This window comes from Adhaeribacter sp., from assembly GCF_057359045.1.
This window is the reverse complement of sequence record NZ_JBMQUD010000015.1, coordinates 15,988-32,934: the sequence shown is the minus strand read 5'-3', so window position 1 is coordinate 32,934 and position 16,947 is coordinate 15,988. Positions and strand designations below refer to the sequence as shown.

Sequence of the window (16,947 nt, the reverse complement as noted above, 5' to 3'; positions counted from 1 at the left end):
CAGCAGACTTAAATAAATCTGTTCCGGATAAAATGCCTATCTTTACTTCATCATTTTTAATGAATGAAAGGCGGCGCTTCTGGTGTCGCTTTTCTGCTTTTGTGCAAAATTTAACACAGCTGAACGCACAGTATTAATATGAAAATCAATATATAAATTGAAAATCAATAAGTTGTAAAAGCGATGTGAACCCAAACGGGATCACATTGATAGATAAGCACTTACAAGAAGAAATTCAGTAAGTGCTTTTTTTATTTGCATACAATTTGCACACATTTTTACTTATTTCCCGAGGAACCTAAACAAAACTTTTAAGAATGACAGTTAATTACAGAAGGAAAAGGCTATAGTTAACTTCCAAATTCTTTTGCACAGTTATCCACAAAACTTAGCTTTATATTCATGAACAACTCCATTTGTTCTTCTGTTGTTCGCCAATTATCTAGATTTTATTTTTGCTTTAATGAGACACTTCTTCCTATCCCGGAATTTAGCGGATACACATCCACAAAAGCTTTAAAGTTTACCAAACCCTGGGCCCTCTCATTTGTCTCTTTTGGCTTGGTAGTAACGTTGGCCCGAAGGATAGTTCCAAATTTAGCCTCAAATTCATACATCTATGGCTTGAAATCAAAACACTATCCAGCTTGCTATCTTTATTAGCTTAGGAAGTAAATGCAAGCTATGGCTTATTTATTCGATTGTTTTTCCGTTAATGTATGTCCTGGCTGGTATTATATGGCCACCAGCCGGAAATTGGCTGCGGCCGATGTTTCTGGGAGTTCTATTAACCGCAGGTTTATCTATTTTGTATAAATTTATTACCAAGAAAAATGAAAGAATCGATAATTCAATTACCACCTTTGCCTTATCCTTTCTCGGCTTTGCGGTTAGTATTGTAACGTTGTTTTTAATTCTATTACTCTTTGGCTTCCTCAAAGTCGCTTTAGCTGCTCACCCAAGCCCAACAATCTAACCTTTTACTTTATTAGTTACGCCGACAAAGCCAGATGGTAGCCATTACCGCACTAGCAAAGGAAATGTTAGTAAAGCTAAATAGGTAAATACTTAAAAGCTAAGGGTTAACACGTAAATACAAACCTGTTAAGAACCAGCAAATTCATTTATTTGTAATTTAGATAAGCTGTTATCCTTTACCCCGGTTTGCTATGACTTTCCAGCTAAATTTCGAACAGTACGTACCTCTACAGCATAAAGCATCCGGGGCTTACTTTGCCTTTCGGGCGGCGGAGAATAAAGTCTTTGATGCGGCTGACGATGGGGAAACCTACTTATGTTACGCCGTGAAGAAAAACGGCAAGCTAAATACCCGCTTGCTTTATGTATTTCCCCGAAAAGAACTGCAGCCTATCTATCTCCTAGTTTAGGAGATTTTACCCGGCCAGAGAATTATAAACCCTCAGGCTGCGAGTGGTTCGGAGTTACAAGTTACTAACTACTTTTTGGCTTGAATTTGAAGTCCCACTTGGGGGAAAATTTGCTCCAAGGCATTTTTAAGGAGCGTTCGGTTGTAAACTTCAAATAAAGATAAATTTAGATAAACGGTAAACGGGCGCCTTCCCGGTTTATTATAGATATAGATATGCGCTTCGGTGGTATTGGTAACTTCCAAAGCCACTTGGTACTTCTTTTTAAAAAAGCTCTTTAGGAATTGCACAGGGTCAAAATCTTTACGCATAATCAATCAAGCTGGTCGATTATACTTACGGGTGCTTCCGGCTCTGGAGTTACATACATTTATACTAAATGTGACTAAAAAAATATTTTCTCGTGCGTTTGACTGTTATTCTGCACTATACCTTACCCTAACTTCTTTGATTATGGTCTTATTCTTCTATTTCCCTTTCGTTTCCGGATAACCATATTTATTTAGCAGCCGTTGTAAAATAGCGAGAAGCACACAAGTCTTTATGCCATTTTAGAGCGGAGTCTATGTTAAATCAATTACTAATCTTTAATCGTAACCTCAAATTTCTCTTCCTGTTATTAGCTTTCGCCGGTCTCTTAGGCGGTTGCGGCGAAGAAGATTTTGAAACCTCTATTCCCGAAACAGATGCAGAACCTACTACCTGGCGCACCAATGGCTATATTTTTTATCCGGCCTTAGTACCCGCCACCGAGCAGAATGTGCAGCAACTTAAAGTACCGGCTGGTTTTACCGTAAACAAGTTTGCCGAAAATGTGGGTAAACCCCGTATCCTGGCCGTAAGCAGTACCGGTCACGTGTATGTTACCGACCGACAAGCGGGAGTAGTTATGATGCTGCGGGATAACAACAACGATGGTGTTGCCGATACCAAAACTACAGTTGCTACCATTAAGGATGTGCATGGATTGGCAATTAAAGGCGCTCAGTTATACATGATAGCCATAAAAGAATTGTTTGTGGCCGATATGAACATGGATGGCACCTTAGGTGCCCCGCGCCTGTTAATGAACAATTTACCGGATGCCGGTCAGCACCCCAACCGTACCATTGCTTTTGGCCCTGATAACAAGTTGTATATTTCTATTGGTAGTACTTGTAATTCTTGTCCCGAAGATAACCCGGAAAGCGCTACCATGGTGGTAGCTAATGCCGATGGCACTAACCGGATGGTAATGGCCAAAGGTTTGCGTAACACCATTGGGTTTGGTTGGCACCCTACCACTAACGAAATGTGGGGCATGGACCACGGCATAGATTGGTTAGGAGATGATGAACAAAAAGAAGAAGTAAATAAGCTTTTGCCGGCTAAACATTATGGTTGGCCTTATATTTACGGAGAAGGCAAATACAACCCTGGGGATAGACCGGAAGGCGACACGACTTACGCCCAATACCTGCAAAAAACTACCCTGCCCACTTTAACCTATCAGGCGCATGCAGCACCTATGCAAATGGCTTTTTATACGCTTCCGGGTACCGGCACCAGTACAACTAAGCCTTTCCCTCAAGAGTACCGCAACGATGCTTTTGTAGCTATGCGGGGATCCTGGAACCGAAGTAAACCAGTAGGTTACAAAGTGGTGCGGCTGCATTTTGCAAACGGGCAACCAGTGCGGTTTGATGATTTTCTGACGGGTTTCCTGGTAGATAAAAACCGGGCGCACTTTGGTCGCCTAGTAGGTGTGGCAGTAGCCCAGGATGGTTCGCTTTTAGTTTCAGATGATACCAATGGGGTTATTTATCGAGTGGCCTACTCGCAGTAAGATTTCATAAATTGTTTGTAACCTGAAAAGCTAATGAGCATCTTATTAATTCAAATTGGCCTTGAATAGATTAGAAAAAATATGTCTCAGAAAACGACGGAATCAAACAAAAGTCATTCTTTATGGTTGAATTGTAGGATGAATAGGGGAGACTTAACATATAGTAATTTATAGGCCTAACGGTTAATACATGAAGCGAGCGAAGCATAGCCGAAGCTTGGCTTATGTACAGTGTTAGTAGTTTTTGTTTTAAGTTCCTATTTTTTATTTTTAACCAGGAGCATAGCAACATTACTGATGCTATCGATTTGTTCTACAGTTGGATTAAATATAAACTCTGTTAAAAGTGTATCAGGATTAACCTTTGTTACAGCTACCGGTCCTGTATTTGAAACATTATCATTATTACCAATTCTCTTTGATGATAAATAATTATACACACCAGTAACAAAGGAGAAGTCTCCTTTGCCCTGGCTTTCTAGGTTCCATTTTCCCAATCCTGATTTGAATCGATAAAAGTAGTCAGTTGGCTCCCCATCAATAATCAAAAACTTGTTAAAGAAGGTATACTCCCCCTCATGCTCCGTTTCTATTATGTAAATATTGTTATAGCGCAAGCTATCAGGCAGGATTTGACTATCCCTGAGGGTGCTTAAGAACTTGCCTCGTGTAGGGACATGAAAACCAAAGCTGTCGTTTTGTAGATTTTCAATGAATATCCTTTTGTACAGGCTACTTTTTGAAGGTTCATTCTTTATGTCTGCTATTGTTTCATCGTTCCACCGTTTCAAGAATTGCGCAGAGGCATAATCTGCTGGTACAAGTATGTATTTACCCTCTACAGTACTCGCTTTTTGTTTCGAGCAGCCTATGGGAAACAAGCACAAGATTGTAATGATAACATGTACAAAAGAAAATTTCATACAAAATTTCTTATACATTCTGATTTTCTGTAGTACCTACGGCAACAAACTTTTCTTTCTTGGCTAATTTAATCAATTCTTTTCTAATTCCCAGCGGTCGGCGGGGCCGGAGCTGGCCCGAGTGATTGACCCGCTGCCGGCACCAGGCGTTTACTTTCTTTCCCCTTTCTTTAAATATAAAAAAACCCAGAATCCCGGTCTTATTTAACATAATACTTGATATCGACTGAAAGGCGTTTTCAGCGTTCTTAGCGGGCCTTTTTTTGGAGCTTTTTCTGGTACTTTCCCCAGAATACAGAAGAATGTTCCTTCTTCCTCGAAGCGCTCTCCGAATTATCCAGCCAACAGGTAGAAACACAACTAAAAACACAATCACTGTTCCCATAAAATACAAACAAAATTATTTTACAGCATCTTTATGAATAAAGTGTTTCGGGAGACAGTTTCGATTTTAGATACTCTCTGACACCAGCCCAGATTACAAGAATTCCTACACCAACAATCATTGCAAACAAAAAGGATAGGTGCCGGACTCGTCCTGCTCCTGAAAGGGCTGCTTCACCGCTGGCTGCATCTAAATGTACAGCAATACTGTCAGCGTCCATCGTTTTGAGGAAATACTTTCTCCCACATGTAAAATCGTAAATATTTCCTCTGTATTCAGCAAATATATGGTCGGGGTACCTAACTGTTCCAATCCCTCTTTCTCTACTTGTAATTTTCATATAAACCAAAGGGCTATTTCTGGCAATCTCATCCTTTCTGGCCGCATCAAGAAACAGCATATACGTAATTAAGATCAATAATGTCCCCAATCCAAGTAACAGGAAAAGCCTAAACAATCTATACATTTTAAATCCTCTATTAGCTCTGTTCTTTAAATGCTCCTGGACGAACCTTTTTTTGGGTACTTTCTCCGGAATTAATCTTTTCGAAAAACCTGCCGGTACCTCCTTTAAATATATTTATTTTTAATCATATTTACGGTCGCTATTATGTTTAGCCAACTACCGTTCGACGGCTAAACGTAATAACTTGTTATAGCCACTAGTTAGCGGCAATACAAAGATGAATGCAAAAGAGACCCAAAATGATATATTAAAAGAAATAAATAAACCACTCTTCAAAGAGAATGGGTTCACAGTTTCAGGATTAACATTCCTAAAAAGGAGATAGGTTTTGTTAAAGTATTTAATATTCAGTCGAGTTCCTGGAATACAGCTGATGAAGTTAGATTTACTTTTAACTTAGGTTACTTCTTGCCGGATACATACGAGTTTTGGCTTGGGCAACCCATACTGAAGAACATAAAGGAGTATCATTGTGTCTTTAATCTTAGGCCCGACCCTATTTTAAAAAGTGGAACTTTGGATTATTGGTATACTCTAAATGAAAGTGTAAACATAGGAGAGTTTAGAAATCTCATTAAAGGATATATAAACAACTTCTACCTTCCTGTTTTTGAAAAATTTAACCTAATTACAGATTTAATTAATCTTGAGGAAATTAATACCACCTATTACAATATATTAAAACCCCATCTCGCATTGGTCCTCGCCAAGAAAGGGAACAATGAATTAGCAGAAGAATTAATTATTAATAATTATTTAAAGAACGGTGAATATCCTGATAGCTGGATTGAAAGATTGGAAGATGAGGCTAAAAAAGTAAATTTAAAAATAAAGGATTACAGCCTCTAACAACAATTAAAGCACATTGAAACGTGCCCTAGCAGCGGCCCGTTGGCTGGTATCAAATAATTAGGCTTTCACAAATAGAGAAATGAAACGGTACGAGCAAATTGTATTATTAATACTGTGTATATGTTTTGGTATCCAGTTTATAGGTTCTTCGAATAAAGGGTCTTACCTATTATTTTCAACTTGTCTTTTATCTTTTTCTTACTTGGTTGGGGGCTATTGGCTTTTAAACTTAACAGAACCAAAAAGAATATTCTTACCAATTTTAGCAGGCATAGCATTGGCAATTTCCCTTTATTCTTTACCTTTCAGCATCTGGCTCGACAGGGAACCCTACTACAATTTCTTGCCATTGGTAAACGGATTGTTATTTACGTACCTTTTGATTCAGTCTTTTCTTATTAAAAAACCAGAAGGAAATTTTCGGAATAATAAACCAATTCTGATTAGGTCAGGAATAATATTGATGGTTACGGCATTTTTTGCCTACACCCCAATCTCATTTAAACCCTATTGGCATATTGTTTATTTAATTAATAATGGCCATGTAGAACTTCAAAATAACATTCTGATGCATAGTTATATTGAAGAATATAGGGATGCTCTAGAAAATGGCGATTGTGAAGAAGCAATTGGGTATGCATTAAAAGCAAACCAAGCAGGGAAGGTGTGGCTCGGTATTAATGATGATGGCAAGAACAAGGTAGATGGTGTTAGTCAAGTTGGAAAGTTGCCACAGGATTTATCGAAAATAGCCGGAACATATAATATCCTGTACTGGGCTTACAAATGTAAAGGGGATGGGCAGTATAATAAAGGCTATTTTAATGATGCTCTGACAAGCTACCAATCGGGGCACCAATATTTATTACTTGCCAGCAATAATTCTATTTACTGGGATGAAGTAAAATCTTTTTCTTTGAACAATATCGCTTTGTGCTATAAAAATCTAAGTAAATATTCTGTTGCTGATTCTATCTTTCTTGAAGCAATTAAAGTTTATAAAGGGAATAAAAATACCAGAGCCCCTGGATTAGCCCTTATAATCAGCAATCTGGCTCATTCTTTATCGGAAGAGACTCAATTTGAGCAAGCCAATAAGCTTTATCTTGTGTCGAATTCCGTTTTAAGGAATGATACCATTAACCAAGAAAATAGGAATGATTTAGTTTCCAATTATAATAGCTTGGCGAAGAATTATCTATACCAAGATAGCCTAAACCATGCTAGGTTTTATATTAATAAAGCACTTAATGTTTCAGAAAGTAAAAACCTGCAGAACCATTGTGAAACCTTAATGTACTACGGCATTAGTTATTACAAATTAAACGAATTTGAAAAAGCTGATTCAATTTTGAAATCATGTTTAACCTGTTATAAGGATATACCTGAAACTAAATCTCAAAATATAGCCGAATGTTACCTTTTATTTAGTCATGTAAATATTGCCTTAGCCAAGTACGATAAAGCAAAAACTTACTTAAATAAGGGTATGAATTTAACCCAAAAGAATTATGGTGTTAGTAGTAGTAGGTATGCCAATTACCTTAAGGTGCAGGCCTACCTTAATAGGATTACAGGTAATTACCAAGCGGCAGAAGAACAATATAGAACGGTAATGAATATCTATAACCGAGAATTAGGAAGCAAGAATAACAAATTGCCAGCTGTTCTGTCGGGTTTAGCTGACCTAGAAGTTACTCTGGCTAAGTTAGATTCTGCCAAAAAACATTCGGATAGATCTATAGCCCTTGCTTCTACCTTATTTCCTTTCACTACACCAAGCACCACTGATTTGTTAAATGAAGCAGCATACGTAGATTATAGTTTGGGTTTATATAAGTCCGCTGAGGTACGATACCTTAAAGTAATAAAAACAAATCAAAACTTCGGCCTCCAAGCTTCAACAACGGCAACTTCGCTAAATGGCATGGGACTAATTGAAACAGCCAAAGGTAATTACCCCAAAGCAGACTCTTTATTCCAGGCATCCTTAAAGATTTATAGGGCTATTTTCTCCGAAGCCCATCCATTAACAGCCAGTGTTTACTTGAATTTAGGAGATTTAAATATTCAGAGAGGTCGCTTAAAGGAAGCCGAAGAAAATATAAGTAATGCCTTAAAGATAAATAAACTTTTCTTCGAAGATGAACACGACATCTTTGGGAATATCTACGTTGCCTTTGGTGACCTTGCTGAGAAGAACAAACAGCAGGAGGTGGCAAATAGATACTTTAATAGATCCCTAGGTATTTATCTGAATAAATTTGATAGAAAGCACTGGAAAGTTATAAAAACGAAACAAAAAGTAGAAGTTTTTACAACTCTTTAATAAGGTACCTGCGGTCCAAATCTGCCGATTTATCGCCTGTTATAATGCAAAATGCCTATAATCTTTTTTATGTTCAATAGGGGCCATCAACTATTCCGTAATAGCTTATAAAGGTCTTCATTGATGTAGATGTTCTCTTTTCCAATAGGATTAAGTGATAGCACACCAATCTCCTGAAGTTTTTTTAGATACCTAGATGCTGTTTTTCTTTCCACGCCTAAGCTACTACTGATGTACTCTATCTTTGTGTAAGGATAAATGAAAAGCTGCTACATCAAGTCTTTCGAGTATACTTTCGGTGGTCCTTATTTTACTTTTTCCTGAAACTCATTAAATAGTTTGTGAATCGCATTAATTTGGTTTATAGTCTGCCGAGCGGTGCTTTCTGTAGCTTTCAGCATAAATAGTATCCATTCTTCCCAGTTCTCCTTTGTTCTTACTTCCTGTAGTAAGCGATAATAAGCACCTTTATTTGCTATAATATAGCTACTTAGGAAGATAATAGGAATCTCCAGTAATCCCTGTAAAATAAGATACAAGACATTGAAAATTCTACCCGTTCTACCATTACCATCATAAAATGGTTGGATGCTTTCAAACTGATAATGTTGAATGGCCATCCGAAGCAAGGGAGATAATTCTCCCGCGTCTTCAATCAAGTAATTTTCCAGGTTCTTCATCAGGCTTTGGATAGCTTCTTTATCATCTGGCGGGGTGTAAATGGTTCCACCAGTCAAGCCGTTCTTTAGGTCTGTACCTGGTATCTGCCGGATGCCTGCTTCATTTTCTTCCAAAATGGCTTGTATCTGGCAGAAACTATTAGTATTGATAAATCCTCTTGCTTTTATTTCTTCGAAACCATACAACAGCGCTTCCCGGTACCGCAGTACTTCTTTCGAAGCAGGATCTGCCTGTACCGAAGTGGCCGTTAATGCCTGATATAGTTTATCATGGGTAGTAATAATATTCTCTACCTCTGAACTGGCCTGTGGAGTTGCTACCTTTGACTGGAGGGGAAAAGCTAGGCAGAATTAAGGGGAGTATTAAATTTGACTGTATGAGAAAACGAGTATTTAATTCCTCTTTCAAAAAAATGGCTGTTGAGCTCTCTTATGCGAAAGGTTCGGTAAAAGAGGCAGCAGTTGAACTGGGTATCGCTCCGGGCCGGATAAGGAAGTGGCGCCAGCAACCTGAGGGTTCTGCTGAAAAGCCTGCTACCGGCTTCACGGAAGAACAAAAAGAGATTTGTCGGTTACAAAAAGCATTAAAGGAGGCGCAATTAGAGCGCGACATGGCCCCGATGCTGACGCACGTCTGCGGGTCAAAAAAGGCAGTAAGCATCTTCTCCCGGGGGAGACGGGCGATATACGGATTCATAAAAGGGCACCGGAATCAATTTTCCACCAGAGAAGATGTGCCAGGTGCTCCGGGTAAGTATTAGTGGCTTTTATTATTGGATGCAACACCCGCTTGGCTTAAAAGCCGGAAAGGAGCAGCCACTGCTGGCGGCAGTAAAAAAGGTATACTGGCAGAGTAACGGCCGCTATGGCAGCCCTAGAATTGCAGTGGAGTTGCAGCAGCAGGGCATTAAAGCCTCGCGACCACGGATAGCCCGACTGATGCGCAAACATGCTATTCGAAGCATTACCCGCCGGAAATATTGGGTGCGAACCACTGATTCTAACCATAGCTTTGCCATCGCAGAGAATTACCTTAACCGGAATTTTTCCGCTACCAGGCTGGCTGAAAAATGGGTCTCTGACCTGACTTATATCAAAACCCAGGAAGGCCGGCTTTACCTGACGGCGGTGTTGGATTTGGCGGACCGGAAGGTGATTGGCTGGGCCTTGAACCAGACCATGGAGGCGAAGGTGACCAGTGTGGCCGCTTGGCAGATGGCGGTGAGAAACAGACCCATAACCCAATTGCTCTTGTTGGGGCGTGCAGTATGCTTGTGAGGAGTTTAGAAAGCACCTTCAAGGCAAGCCGGTGCGGCAAAGTAAGAGCCGCCAGGGCAACTGCTATAGATAATGCCGTAGCGGAAAGCTGTTGCAAAACCATGAAAACCGAGTTAATTTACCACCAGAAATTTATTGCCAGGAAAGAAGCTCGTTTGGCTGTATTTGAGTATATCGAGGGCTGGTATAACAGAAGAAGGAGGCATTCGGCATTGGGATATCGCACCCCCTGCCACTTTGAAAATTTATTCCGACAACAAACAGTAGCTGCTTAAAAAATGCCTCTAGTAAACTGTTGCAATGCCAGGTGGGCATTGTTTAAAATATTAAAGGCGATTTTTGCGTACCAACTTTCCGTAGTAGTACTTAAAATTTGGTTAGCTCTCTTTTTATTTAACCCTGCTCACCGGTTGCCGTACACCCAAAGCCATTTAAAAGAAAGCCATGGAAATTAAGATAAACCACGATAAAGAAGCGCAGGAATTTACAGCCCAATTAAACGGCGACCAGGCCGAACTGGCTTACGCCTTGCCCGAAGACAACGTTATTGATTTTCAGCATACGTTTGTGCCCGAAGATTACCGCAATGAGGGCGTAGCCAACCAATTAATAGAAAGCGGCCTGGAATACGCCAAAGCCCATAAACTAAAAGTTATTGCGTCTTGTCCGGCGGTATCGGCGTACGTGCGCCGGCACAAAGAATACCAGCCGCTGCTCAAAAATTTCTTATAACCGGCGGACAAACGGTTTGTTAAACACCTGCCAATAATATTCAGTTCTTTTGCAGAAAGGCTTGCACATCGCGCACCCATTCTAACCGGTAGTTGCGCAGGTAATTTTCGTGGCCGGCTTGCGAATAAATGCGTAGCTGTTTGGGGCCAGGCAAGTTCTGGTAAATCTGGTTTATTTCGGTGCGGCTTACTTTGGGGTCTTGGGCGCCGTAGAGCAGCAGCGTAGGGCAATTTACGTTTGTGGCGTAGTGGATGGGGTTGTGGGCAAAAGCCCAGAAATTATTTTGTATACTGCCCCAAAACAGCAACAAACCGGCAAACGGAAAATCGGGTATTTGGAGCAGCCGAAAACGAGCGCCTACGGTTTGGTACATAGAGCCAAAGGGGCATTCCAAAATAATGCCCGCGGGCGGTTGCGCCTGGTGCTGCATACCTTTTAAGATGGCTACCGCGCCCATAGAAGTGCCAAACAAAAATATTTTACCACCCAATCGCTGCCGGATGTACTGCAAACAAGTTTGTACCTGCGCCGCTTCATAAAAACCAACGGTAGTTTGGTTACCAGCCGATTGCCCGGAACCCATAAAATCCACCAGAAAAGCAGTATAACCTAGTTTATTAAATTCGGACGCTTTATCCAGCATTCCCGATTTTTCGCCGGCGTACCCATGAAACAAAATTACCGTACCCCGTGGTTGTGGTACCGGCAATAGCCAGCCGGCGAGTTCTTTTTTGCCCGGTAACTGCACTTCCTCGTAAGGTACGCCGGGCTTTTTGGTATTTTCGGGCCGTGGGTTAGGCAGCCCCAGTAGCAATGCTTTTATTTTTTGCCCTGTACCCAAACGGTAAGCATTAACTTTTTTACCAGCCATAACCGGGGTAAAATGGGTAAACTGATACGCGTGGTTATAGGCTACAAAATTTAAGGCCAGAAAAAGAATTAATATAACCCAGCCGAATTTACGGCGCTGCCGGACTAAAAAGGGCATTACTTTTTTAAATCAATATATCAATTATAATTTTACTTGCCAAAACAGAAGTAAACTCTATTGTTCTGCCTTTCCGAAAGTAGATTTCTGAACCAATAAATACCTGGTATCACGAGTCTTACGGTCTGCATCCTCAAAAATTTAAAAGTTTAGGTTAGCTGGGCCTGAGACATGCCCGTAATAAAAATTTAAAAGCAGGTAACTGGTTAAAACCTACGGCACACCCGCTAAAGAGATAAAGAACCTCCCACACCCTTCTTTTAGCTTTCTATTTTAGTTAAGCTACCCCGCAACGTGCTAATTGGTATTTATCTTTATTCGGAATAAATATTACAATAAATTATTTGCAAAGTTCAAAAATATATTCAAATTGTATTGTAATACCATTTCGCTTAGCATTCTTTCTCTTTCCCCACAAGTAAAAATTAATTCACCTTTTAATTTAAACTATTTATGAGAACAAAAGTGCAGTATCCACGGTTTATGGCCAAATTAATGCTGGGAGGCTTGTTCCTCTTCTTGGCCGCTTGTAGCCAGCAGGAGGGCGTAGAGCCAACCGGCAAAGTAACCACCGACAGCCTGGCAAAGAAAAGCAAAGAAAAAACTTTTTACGGACCGGCTACGCCCTTGGGCCAAGGAGTAGCCCGGGCTTGGGTAACGGTAAATGAGAGCGGGGAACCTACTGCTGTTGGGGCCAATATTTCGGCCAAGGCCGTAGACAACCTGGGCCACGAACCAGAAGTTTTTGTACTGGAATTACCGAAACAAGGCAGTTCCACGCTCTATAAATTTATTACCCTCGACTGGAATCCGGAAGGCCACCCGCCCGTTGGTACTTATACCGAGCCGCACTTTGATTTACATTTTTACATGATACCGGAGCAACAGGTAATGGCTATACCGGGTATGGCTCCCTTCGATGCCAATGGTAATATTCAGTTTGATACATTTGTTCCGTCTCAGTTTGTCCCAGCCAATTACCAGATGGATCCGGGTATTGTGCCGCAAATGGGCGTGCATTGGGGCGATCAGACTTCGCACGAACACCACGGCGAAACCTTTACCCGCACCATGATTTGGGGATCTTACCAGGGCGAATTTATTTTCCATGAGCCTATGTTTACGTTGGCTTATCTCCATCATCTCCGGACCATGATGCCTTCTGAAGTAATAGCAATACCCCAGCCCAGCGCTTACCAAAAACCAGGTTATTATCCGTTAACCTACACTTTCATGTACAACGAATCGCCTAAAGAGTATTCCATTGCCCTTACTGGTTTAACTTATAGAAATTAAGTAAGTAATTAGTTTTAAGGTATAAGTAATAAGCTTCAAAAAATTATCCTTTAATTATTCGCATAAATAGGGTAGGATAATTTTAGCCTGTTACTTACATAAAATCTATTTTAACCAAAGCCGGCATATTTATGCCGGCTTTGGTTTTTTAGCGCTTGTGGTATTAGAAAATACAGCAGACGTGATACTACATTAAACTAGCGAACAGAAGAGGTGGTTTAAATTGCCTTAACGCATTTCGGCGGGCAGCCACTCCGGGTACTTAGCCTTGGCCACTTGTAACTTTACCTGACTTGAAACCGGTACTTGCCATTTCTGAAAGAAAGCCGAAAGGTCTTTTTGGGTAGCGGCACAAATACTGGTAAACCAGAAGTCGGTTTTTTCTACGTCTGTTTTGGGGTATTGTGCCACGGGTAAAGCCCGGTATGCTTTGTACACCTGTTCTATGGGGTGCCAGCCAAAGTTTTCTATTAGTTGCATATACATGCACAAAGCCAGAAAAGAGTCTTCGGTAAATTTGCCAAAACTTGCGCCGCTGGCCAGATATTTTTGTACCCTATTCTTAACGGCTGCTTTGCTGGTTAAGTTTTCGTGGTTATAAATGCCCTTTTTTAGCACCTTGTCATACACATACAGGGTAAAGAGGTTAACCGACACTTCTCCCAGTCCATCAAAATCAATACCCCAGAACTGATGGCGATGCCCCAACTCATGAAAATGCCCCCACGAACCATGGGTCCGCATAAAAGCTTCGTCCAGCATTTGGGCACACGATTGGTCATTCGGAACCACAATCCTGGCCTCGGCAGTAAACATAGCGCCAAACGCCACCTGGTCGTCTACAATTATTCTTTCCGGATGCCCCCGACTTTTAGAGATGTGGGCTAAGCTGGCATTGGCATCGAGTACTTCGTCCCAAAACTTCATCAGTTTTTCGGGATTGTCTAGGTTTCGGATGCGGCTGGCTGGTACGGTTAGTATTATTTTGTCGGTGGCGAGCTCGGCCCAGGGCGCCTGGTAATGCCGGATGTTTTTTTGCCAATCGACTAAACTGGTTTTACCTAGTTTGTAGTACGGATATTTAACGGCCCCCTTTACTTCTATGGAAATGGCTTTTAATGAAGTAGTATCCGGAATATTGATTAATAATATACCCCCATAGCGTGAATAAATTTCGGTTACTCCCTGCGTTAAGGTAAAGGACCGGGTAAGATCTACCGGCTCTCTTCTAATGTCTTTTACTTCACTCGCCAATAAATTATCGGTGTGCACCCCAATCTGGGCTTTTAGGTTTAGCTTTATATTAGAGGCATTTAGCTTTACCTGCACGTTTTCGCCAGCCGGCACATACAGGCCGGTACTGTGCCACCGGTAAAATACGGACTGCGGCTCCCATAAACCCTGGCGGCCTACCTGTACCGGAATATCAACCTGCTCGGTTACGCGTGGGGCAGTTGGGGGTACAGTGCCAGGGAATATTTTACTTGCCGGCGCTATGTAATGCGGATTAGCCTCTTCTTGTAACTGTTTGGCAATAAGTTTTTGGTGCAGCAGGTAACGGGTAAATGATTTACTATCCTTGCTAATCGGGTTTTGAATGGTGGGAAAAATCAGGCTATCTGCCTTTAGGTTATAAGCTCCTTTTAGCTTGGTTATCTCGGGAGAGTTTAAGGAATTGTAAGTTATTACGGCATCTATGGTAGCGGTGGCCAAATGGCTTTCTGCTCCTCCGGCCCCGTAGCGGCCTTTTTTTACTGCTTCTAAAAGTGTAGTAAAATGCAGGTAGTCGGGAGCACTATCTAAAACCAAGGTTCTGTAATTACCGGTAGCCGAAATAAAGTGGGTTAACTGCACCAGGCCGGCCTCTTTAAAAATATTATTTAATTGCAGAGTATGATTTTCTTCGCTTGGGTGGGTGGGCTTATTAATAACATTGGCCAACGACGAGCCAAAAATTAAGGTGCCGCCCGCCCGAATAAAATTGGCAATGTTATTCCGGTGTAAGGCATCCGGCACATCTTCGGTAAGAATAAGAATGTTTGTTTTTGGATTTATAACATGATCGGCCCCGAGAACGCTAAGCAGGTATTTCTCTTTTTCCAGAAATGCTTGTAAATCTGCCTCCGGCTGCCACAACTGGATAGCGGGCCTTTTTTCTCTAACACTCCAGGTTAGCGTGTTTTTTAATAACCGTTTTACTTCTTGGTTCTCTAAAAAAGGTTTTCTTAAGTAAGCCGATGAACCAATAACAACCAGTTTGCCCCGACCTAATCGGGAGGTAACTATGGCATTGTATTGCCCGGTTTGCACGTTGGGAAACTTAACCGAGGCAATAATTTGCGGTTGTTCTTTAACGATATACGTGGCCGCAATATAATGGGGTGCTTCCGGGAGCGGCAGGGCTTTTACTTTATTTAAAATAAACTCTTTATCAGTATTTTGGGCAGAAGCAAACTGAGTTAAGCAGACTATTAGGATTACTAAAGAAATCACTGCTTTTTTGCTCATGGGGTATGGGTTAAGGAACTAATATATTCGCTGCCTTACAAAATTATTATCTACAACGGTAAGTGCTTGGGTAAATTCAAATTTTTGTGAAATAATCAATTCATGAATGATTGCTGCGGGTTCTTCTGGTGTGAAAGAGGAAAATCTTAAATAAATAATTCCTGCGGGTGGCGTCAATCCTTTACGGAAAACCAGTTCGCCATAATCCCGGTCGAAAGTAACAATAGTTCTTTGTTGCTCTATGGCAATCACTTCCTCATTCTAAATACTGGGATTATCTTTGCCAATAGACATAACATCGTAGCCATAGCTTCTTAAAGCCAGAACAGTGCTTTGGGGAAATTTTTATTAGCTAATATTCGCATGAAATAGCTTAGGTGCGCTTGTCCATTAAACCGCCCCGGAAACAATCCTGCCCATAAGAAAATATTGCCTTTAGGTGCTCTTTGTTTAAACAAGGATAATTATCTAATATTTGTTGCTTGGGCCAATAGCCTAACCAAGAATTCGACGGAAATTCTGGTACCTTTAAGTATAGGCTTGCCAACCAGAATATTCTCATCTTCTATAATATATTCTTGCCAGTTCATAATTAAATATACATATAAAACTCTAAAGTCCCTGTTATGCTTCGCTAATCTGTTAGCAGCGATTTTTCAATCTCAATAAATATCATTCTCTACAGGATAAGTTTTCATTAAGAATTTATTAATGTAATTATCTAACTTCTTTATAACTCCTTTTTGAGTTAATATGGCATTAGTTGTATCTGCATAGAGAGAGATTATACCATCCTGACTTGCTGAACCTGATTCAAATATCTCCTTAACCTCTATCATATATTCTATTAAAGCTCGATTTGGCTTTTCATAAAACATGTCAAGAGAAGAGTATATACTAACTAATAAGTTAAATTCATTACTTGAAAATGCTTTATGATAATCAATAAAAGAATTACTATGATAAACAGCTGTACTTAAATAATAGTAGTTTGGTGCAATATAGGGTTCCATCTTACCGGATTTAATATGCTCCATTGCCATATCTAAATCTTTATCAAGTATTTGTAAAACTTTTGTCTGTCTTTTTAGATCAGTTATTATTATACTTTTGATGCTTTGATTTTTCTTCCAATCAATATATAGTTCGTAGAAGTATCTTAATACAATTGCAGCGACGGCACCGAAGAAAGCCATTGCGAACTTTTCTAAGTCCCAAAAACTTGTATCTGCTTGTAATAACATATTCAGAAATCCCATATAAGAGCAATCTTTGATTTAAATTAGAATAATTAGCC

At 40.4% G+C, this 16,947-nt stretch carries 19 protein-coding genes and 1 pseudogene; 9 read left to right on the top strand and 11 right to left on the bottom strand.

Annotated elements, in window-relative coordinates:
• The first annotated feature begins 1,169 nt into the window (after nucleotides 1-1,169).
• Nucleotides 1,170-1,388 (top strand): hypothetical protein, encoded by a 219-nt coding sequence (locus ACO1R6_RS03220; RefSeq protein WP_486262128.1) that lies wholly within the window; start codon nucleotides 1,170-1,172, stop codon nucleotides 1,386-1,388.
• Nucleotides 1,389-1,456: 68 nt separating this feature from the next.
• Here ACO1R6_RS03220 and ACO1R6_RS03215 read toward each other — a convergent pair whose 3' ends face one another.
• A complete protein-coding gene (locus tag ACO1R6_RS03215; protein ID WP_486262126.1) occupies nucleotides 1,457-1,699 on the bottom strand; it encodes a hypothetical protein in 243 nt (80 codons plus the stop codon).
• Between the two features lie 254 nt (nucleotides 1,700-1,953).
• Here ACO1R6_RS03215 and ACO1R6_RS03210 point away from each other — a divergent pair, with 254 nt between their 5' ends.
• The gene (locus ACO1R6_RS03210) at nucleotides 1,954-3,213 is read left to right on the top strand and encodes a PQQ-dependent sugar dehydrogenase (protein ID WP_486262124.1); all 1,260 of its coding nucleotides are present in this window, start codon (nucleotides 1,954-1,956) and stop codon (nucleotides 3,211-3,213) included.
• Nucleotides 3,214-3,470: 257 nt separating this feature from the next.
• Here ACO1R6_RS03210 and ACO1R6_RS03205 read toward each other — a convergent pair whose 3' ends face one another.
• Both ACO1R6_RS03205 and ACO1R6_RS03200 read right to left on the bottom strand, forming a co-directional pair.
• Entirely contained in the window at nucleotides 3,471-4,136 is a 666-nt protein-coding gene (locus ACO1R6_RS03205) for a hypothetical protein (protein ID WP_486262122.1), read from the bottom strand.
• 416 nt (nucleotides 4,137-4,552) lie between these two features.
• On the bottom strand, nucleotides 4,553-4,921 hold the full coding sequence (locus ACO1R6_RS03200) for a hypothetical protein (protein ID WP_486262120.1): 369 nt from the start codon (nucleotides 4,919-4,921) through the stop codon (nucleotides 4,553-4,555).
• A gap of 366 nt (nucleotides 4,922-5,287) precedes the next feature.
• Between ACO1R6_RS03200 and ACO1R6_RS03195 the strand changes: the two genes are divergently transcribed.
• Nucleotides 5,288-5,836 (top strand): DUF4304 domain-containing protein, encoded by a 549-nt coding sequence (locus ACO1R6_RS03195; RefSeq protein WP_486262132.1) that lies wholly within the window; start codon nucleotides 5,288-5,290, stop codon nucleotides 5,834-5,836.
• 82 nt (nucleotides 5,837-5,918) lie between these two features.
• Nucleotides 5,919-8,168 (top strand): tetratricopeptide repeat protein, encoded by a 2,250-nt coding sequence (locus ACO1R6_RS03190; protein WP_486262118.1) that lies wholly within the window; start codon nucleotides 5,919-5,921, stop codon nucleotides 8,166-8,168.
• A gap of 86 nt (nucleotides 8,169-8,254) precedes the next feature.
• Here the strand turns inward: ACO1R6_RS03190 and ACO1R6_RS03185 are convergent, their stop codons facing one another.
• The 3 genes and pseudogenes from ACO1R6_RS03185 to ACO1R6_RS03175 form a co-directional block, all read right to left on the bottom strand.
• On the bottom strand, nucleotides 8,255-8,428 hold the full coding sequence (locus ACO1R6_RS03185; protein WP_486262130.1) for a hypothetical protein: 174 nt from the start codon (nucleotides 8,426-8,428) through the stop codon (nucleotides 8,255-8,257).
• A gap of 45 nt (nucleotides 8,429-8,473) precedes the next feature.
• Nucleotides 8,474-9,034 carry a Fic family protein gene (locus tag ACO1R6_RS03180; protein ID WP_486262129.1) on the bottom strand — a complete coding sequence of 187 codons (561 nt, stop codon included), beginning with the start codon at nucleotides 9,032-9,034 and terminating at the stop codon, nucleotides 8,474-8,476.
• A pseudogene (locus ACO1R6_RS03175) lies at nucleotides 9,032-9,145 on the bottom strand (Fic/DOC family N-terminal domain-containing protein); the annotation flags it as partial. The gene ACO1R6_RS03180 and the pseudogene ACO1R6_RS03175, both read right to left, overlap by 3 nt.
• Before the next feature lie 80 nt (nucleotides 9,146-9,225).
• Between ACO1R6_RS03175 and ACO1R6_RS03170 the strand changes: the two are divergent.
• The 4 genes from ACO1R6_RS03170 to ACO1R6_RS03155 all read left to right on the top strand — a co-directional run bounded on the left by ACO1R6_RS03170 (nucleotide 9,226) and on the right by ACO1R6_RS03155 (nucleotide 10,858).
• A complete protein-coding gene (locus ACO1R6_RS03170) occupies nucleotides 9,226-9,609 on the top strand; it encodes a transposase (RefSeq protein ID WP_486262116.1) in 384 nt (127 codons plus the stop codon).
• A gap of 16 nt (nucleotides 9,610-9,625) precedes the next feature.
• Nucleotides 9,626-10,126 carry an IS3 family transposase gene (locus ACO1R6_RS03165; RefSeq protein WP_486262114.1) on the top strand — a complete coding sequence of 167 codons (501 nt, stop codon included), beginning with the start codon at nucleotides 9,626-9,628 and terminating at the stop codon, nucleotides 10,124-10,126.
• Nucleotides 10,117-10,401 carry an integrase core domain-containing protein gene (locus ACO1R6_RS03160; protein WP_486262112.1) on the top strand — a complete coding sequence of 95 codons (285 nt, stop codon included), beginning with the start codon at nucleotides 10,117-10,119 and terminating at the stop codon, nucleotides 10,399-10,401. The genes ACO1R6_RS03165 and ACO1R6_RS03160 overlap by 10 nt, the downstream gene beginning before the upstream one ends.
• 169 nt (nucleotides 10,402-10,570) lie before the next feature.
• Nucleotides 10,571-10,858, top strand: a complete 288-nt coding sequence (locus ACO1R6_RS03155; RefSeq protein ID WP_486262110.1) for a GNAT family N-acetyltransferase — start codon at nucleotides 10,571-10,573, stop codon at nucleotides 10,856-10,858.
• Between the two features lie 40 nt (nucleotides 10,859-10,898).
• On the opposite strand, the gene ACO1R6_RS03150 is transcribed toward ACO1R6_RS03155, so the two are convergent.
• Entirely contained in the window at nucleotides 10,899-11,846 is a 948-nt protein-coding gene (locus ACO1R6_RS03150; RefSeq protein ID WP_486262108.1) for an alpha/beta hydrolase, read from the bottom strand.
• Between the two features lie 453 nt (nucleotides 11,847-12,299).
• On the opposite strand from ACO1R6_RS03150, the gene ACO1R6_RS03145 reads away from it, so the two are divergent.
• The gene (locus ACO1R6_RS03145; RefSeq protein WP_486262107.1) at nucleotides 12,300-13,142 is read left to right on the top strand and encodes a hypothetical protein; all 843 of its coding nucleotides are present in this window, start codon (nucleotides 12,300-12,302) and stop codon (nucleotides 13,140-13,142) included.
• Between the two features lie 228 nt (nucleotides 13,143-13,370).
• Here the strand turns inward: ACO1R6_RS03145 and ACO1R6_RS03140 are convergent, their stop codons facing one another.
• From ACO1R6_RS03140 to ACO1R6_RS03125, 4 genes are all read right to left on the bottom strand, one after another.
• Nucleotides 13,371-15,650: a M60 family metallopeptidase gene (locus ACO1R6_RS03140; RefSeq protein WP_486262106.1), complete on the bottom strand. Its 2,280-nt coding sequence runs from the start codon at nucleotides 15,648-15,650 to the stop codon at nucleotides 13,371-13,373.
• An 18-nt stretch (nucleotides 15,651-15,668) separates the two neighbouring features.
• Entirely contained in the window at nucleotides 15,669-15,902 is a 234-nt protein-coding gene (locus tag ACO1R6_RS03135; protein WP_486262105.1) for a DUF5615 family PIN-like protein, read from the bottom strand.
• Nucleotides 15,903-16,114: 212 nt separating this feature from the next.
• Nucleotides 16,115-16,240, bottom strand: a complete 126-nt coding sequence (locus tag ACO1R6_RS03130; RefSeq protein WP_486262103.1) for a DUF433 domain-containing protein — start codon at nucleotides 16,238-16,240, stop codon at nucleotides 16,115-16,117.
• 72 nt (nucleotides 16,241-16,312) lie between these two features.
• Nucleotides 16,313-16,909 carry a hypothetical protein gene (locus tag ACO1R6_RS03125; RefSeq protein WP_486262101.1) on the bottom strand — a complete coding sequence of 199 codons (597 nt, stop codon included), beginning with the start codon at nucleotides 16,907-16,909 and terminating at the stop codon, nucleotides 16,313-16,315.
• Nucleotides 16,910-16,947: the final 38 nt, after the last annotated feature.

Bases quoted from the DNA above. Each gene is read 5' to 3' on its own strand.
- ACO1R6_RS03220 (WP_486262128.1), top strand. From the start codon at position 1,170: ATGACTTTCCAGCTAAATTTCGAACAGTACGTACCTCTACAGCATAAA.
- ACO1R6_RS03190 (WP_486262118.1), top strand. From the start codon at position 5,919: ATGAAACGGTACGAGCAAATTGTATTATTAATACTGTGTATATGTTTT.
- ACO1R6_RS03125 (WP_486262101.1), bottom strand. From the start codon at position 16,909: ATGGGATTTCTGAATATGTTATTACAAGCAGATACAAGTTTTTGGGAC.
- ACO1R6_RS03140 (WP_486262106.1), bottom strand. From the start codon at position 15,650: ATGAGCAAAAAAGCAGTGATTTCTTTAGTAATCCTAATAGTCTGCTTA.
- ACO1R6_RS03205 (WP_486262122.1), bottom strand. From the start codon at position 4,136: ATGAAATTTTCTTTTGTACATGTTATCATTACAATCTTGTGCTTGTTT.
- ACO1R6_RS03165 (WP_486262114.1), top strand. From the start codon at position 9,626: ATGCAACACCCGCTTGGCTTAAAAGCCGGAAAGGAGCAGCCACTGCTG.
- ACO1R6_RS03155 (WP_486262110.1), top strand. From the start codon at position 10,571: ATGGAAATTAAGATAAACCACGATAAAGAAGCGCAGGAATTTACAGCC.
- ACO1R6_RS03160 (WP_486262112.1), top strand. From the start codon at position 10,117: ATGCTTGTGAGGAGTTTAGAAAGCACCTTCAAGGCAAGCCGGTGCGGC.
- ACO1R6_RS03150 (WP_486262108.1), bottom strand. From the start codon at position 11,846: ATGCCCTTTTTAGTCCGGCAGCGCCGTAAATTCGGCTGGGTTATATTA.
- ACO1R6_RS03170 (WP_486262116.1), top strand. From the start codon at position 9,226: ATGAGAAAACGAGTATTTAATTCCTCTTTCAAAAAAATGGCTGTTGAG.
- ACO1R6_RS03210 (WP_486262124.1), top strand. From the start codon at position 1,954: ATGTTAAATCAATTACTAATCTTTAATCGTAACCTCAAATTTCTCTTC.
- ACO1R6_RS03145 (WP_486262107.1), top strand. From the start codon at position 12,300: ATGAGAACAAAAGTGCAGTATCCACGGTTTATGGCCAAATTAATGCTG.
- ACO1R6_RS03200 (WP_486262120.1), bottom strand. From the start codon at position 4,921: ATGCTGTTTCTTGATGCGGCCAGAAAGGATGAGATTGCCAGAAATAGC.
- ACO1R6_RS03215 (WP_486262126.1), bottom strand. From the start codon at position 1,699: ATGCGTAAAGATTTTGACCCTGTGCAATTCCTAAAGAGCTTTTTTAAA.
- ACO1R6_RS03130 (WP_486262103.1), bottom strand. From the start codon at position 16,240: ATGAACTGGCAAGAATATATTATAGAAGATGAGAATATTCTGGTTGGC.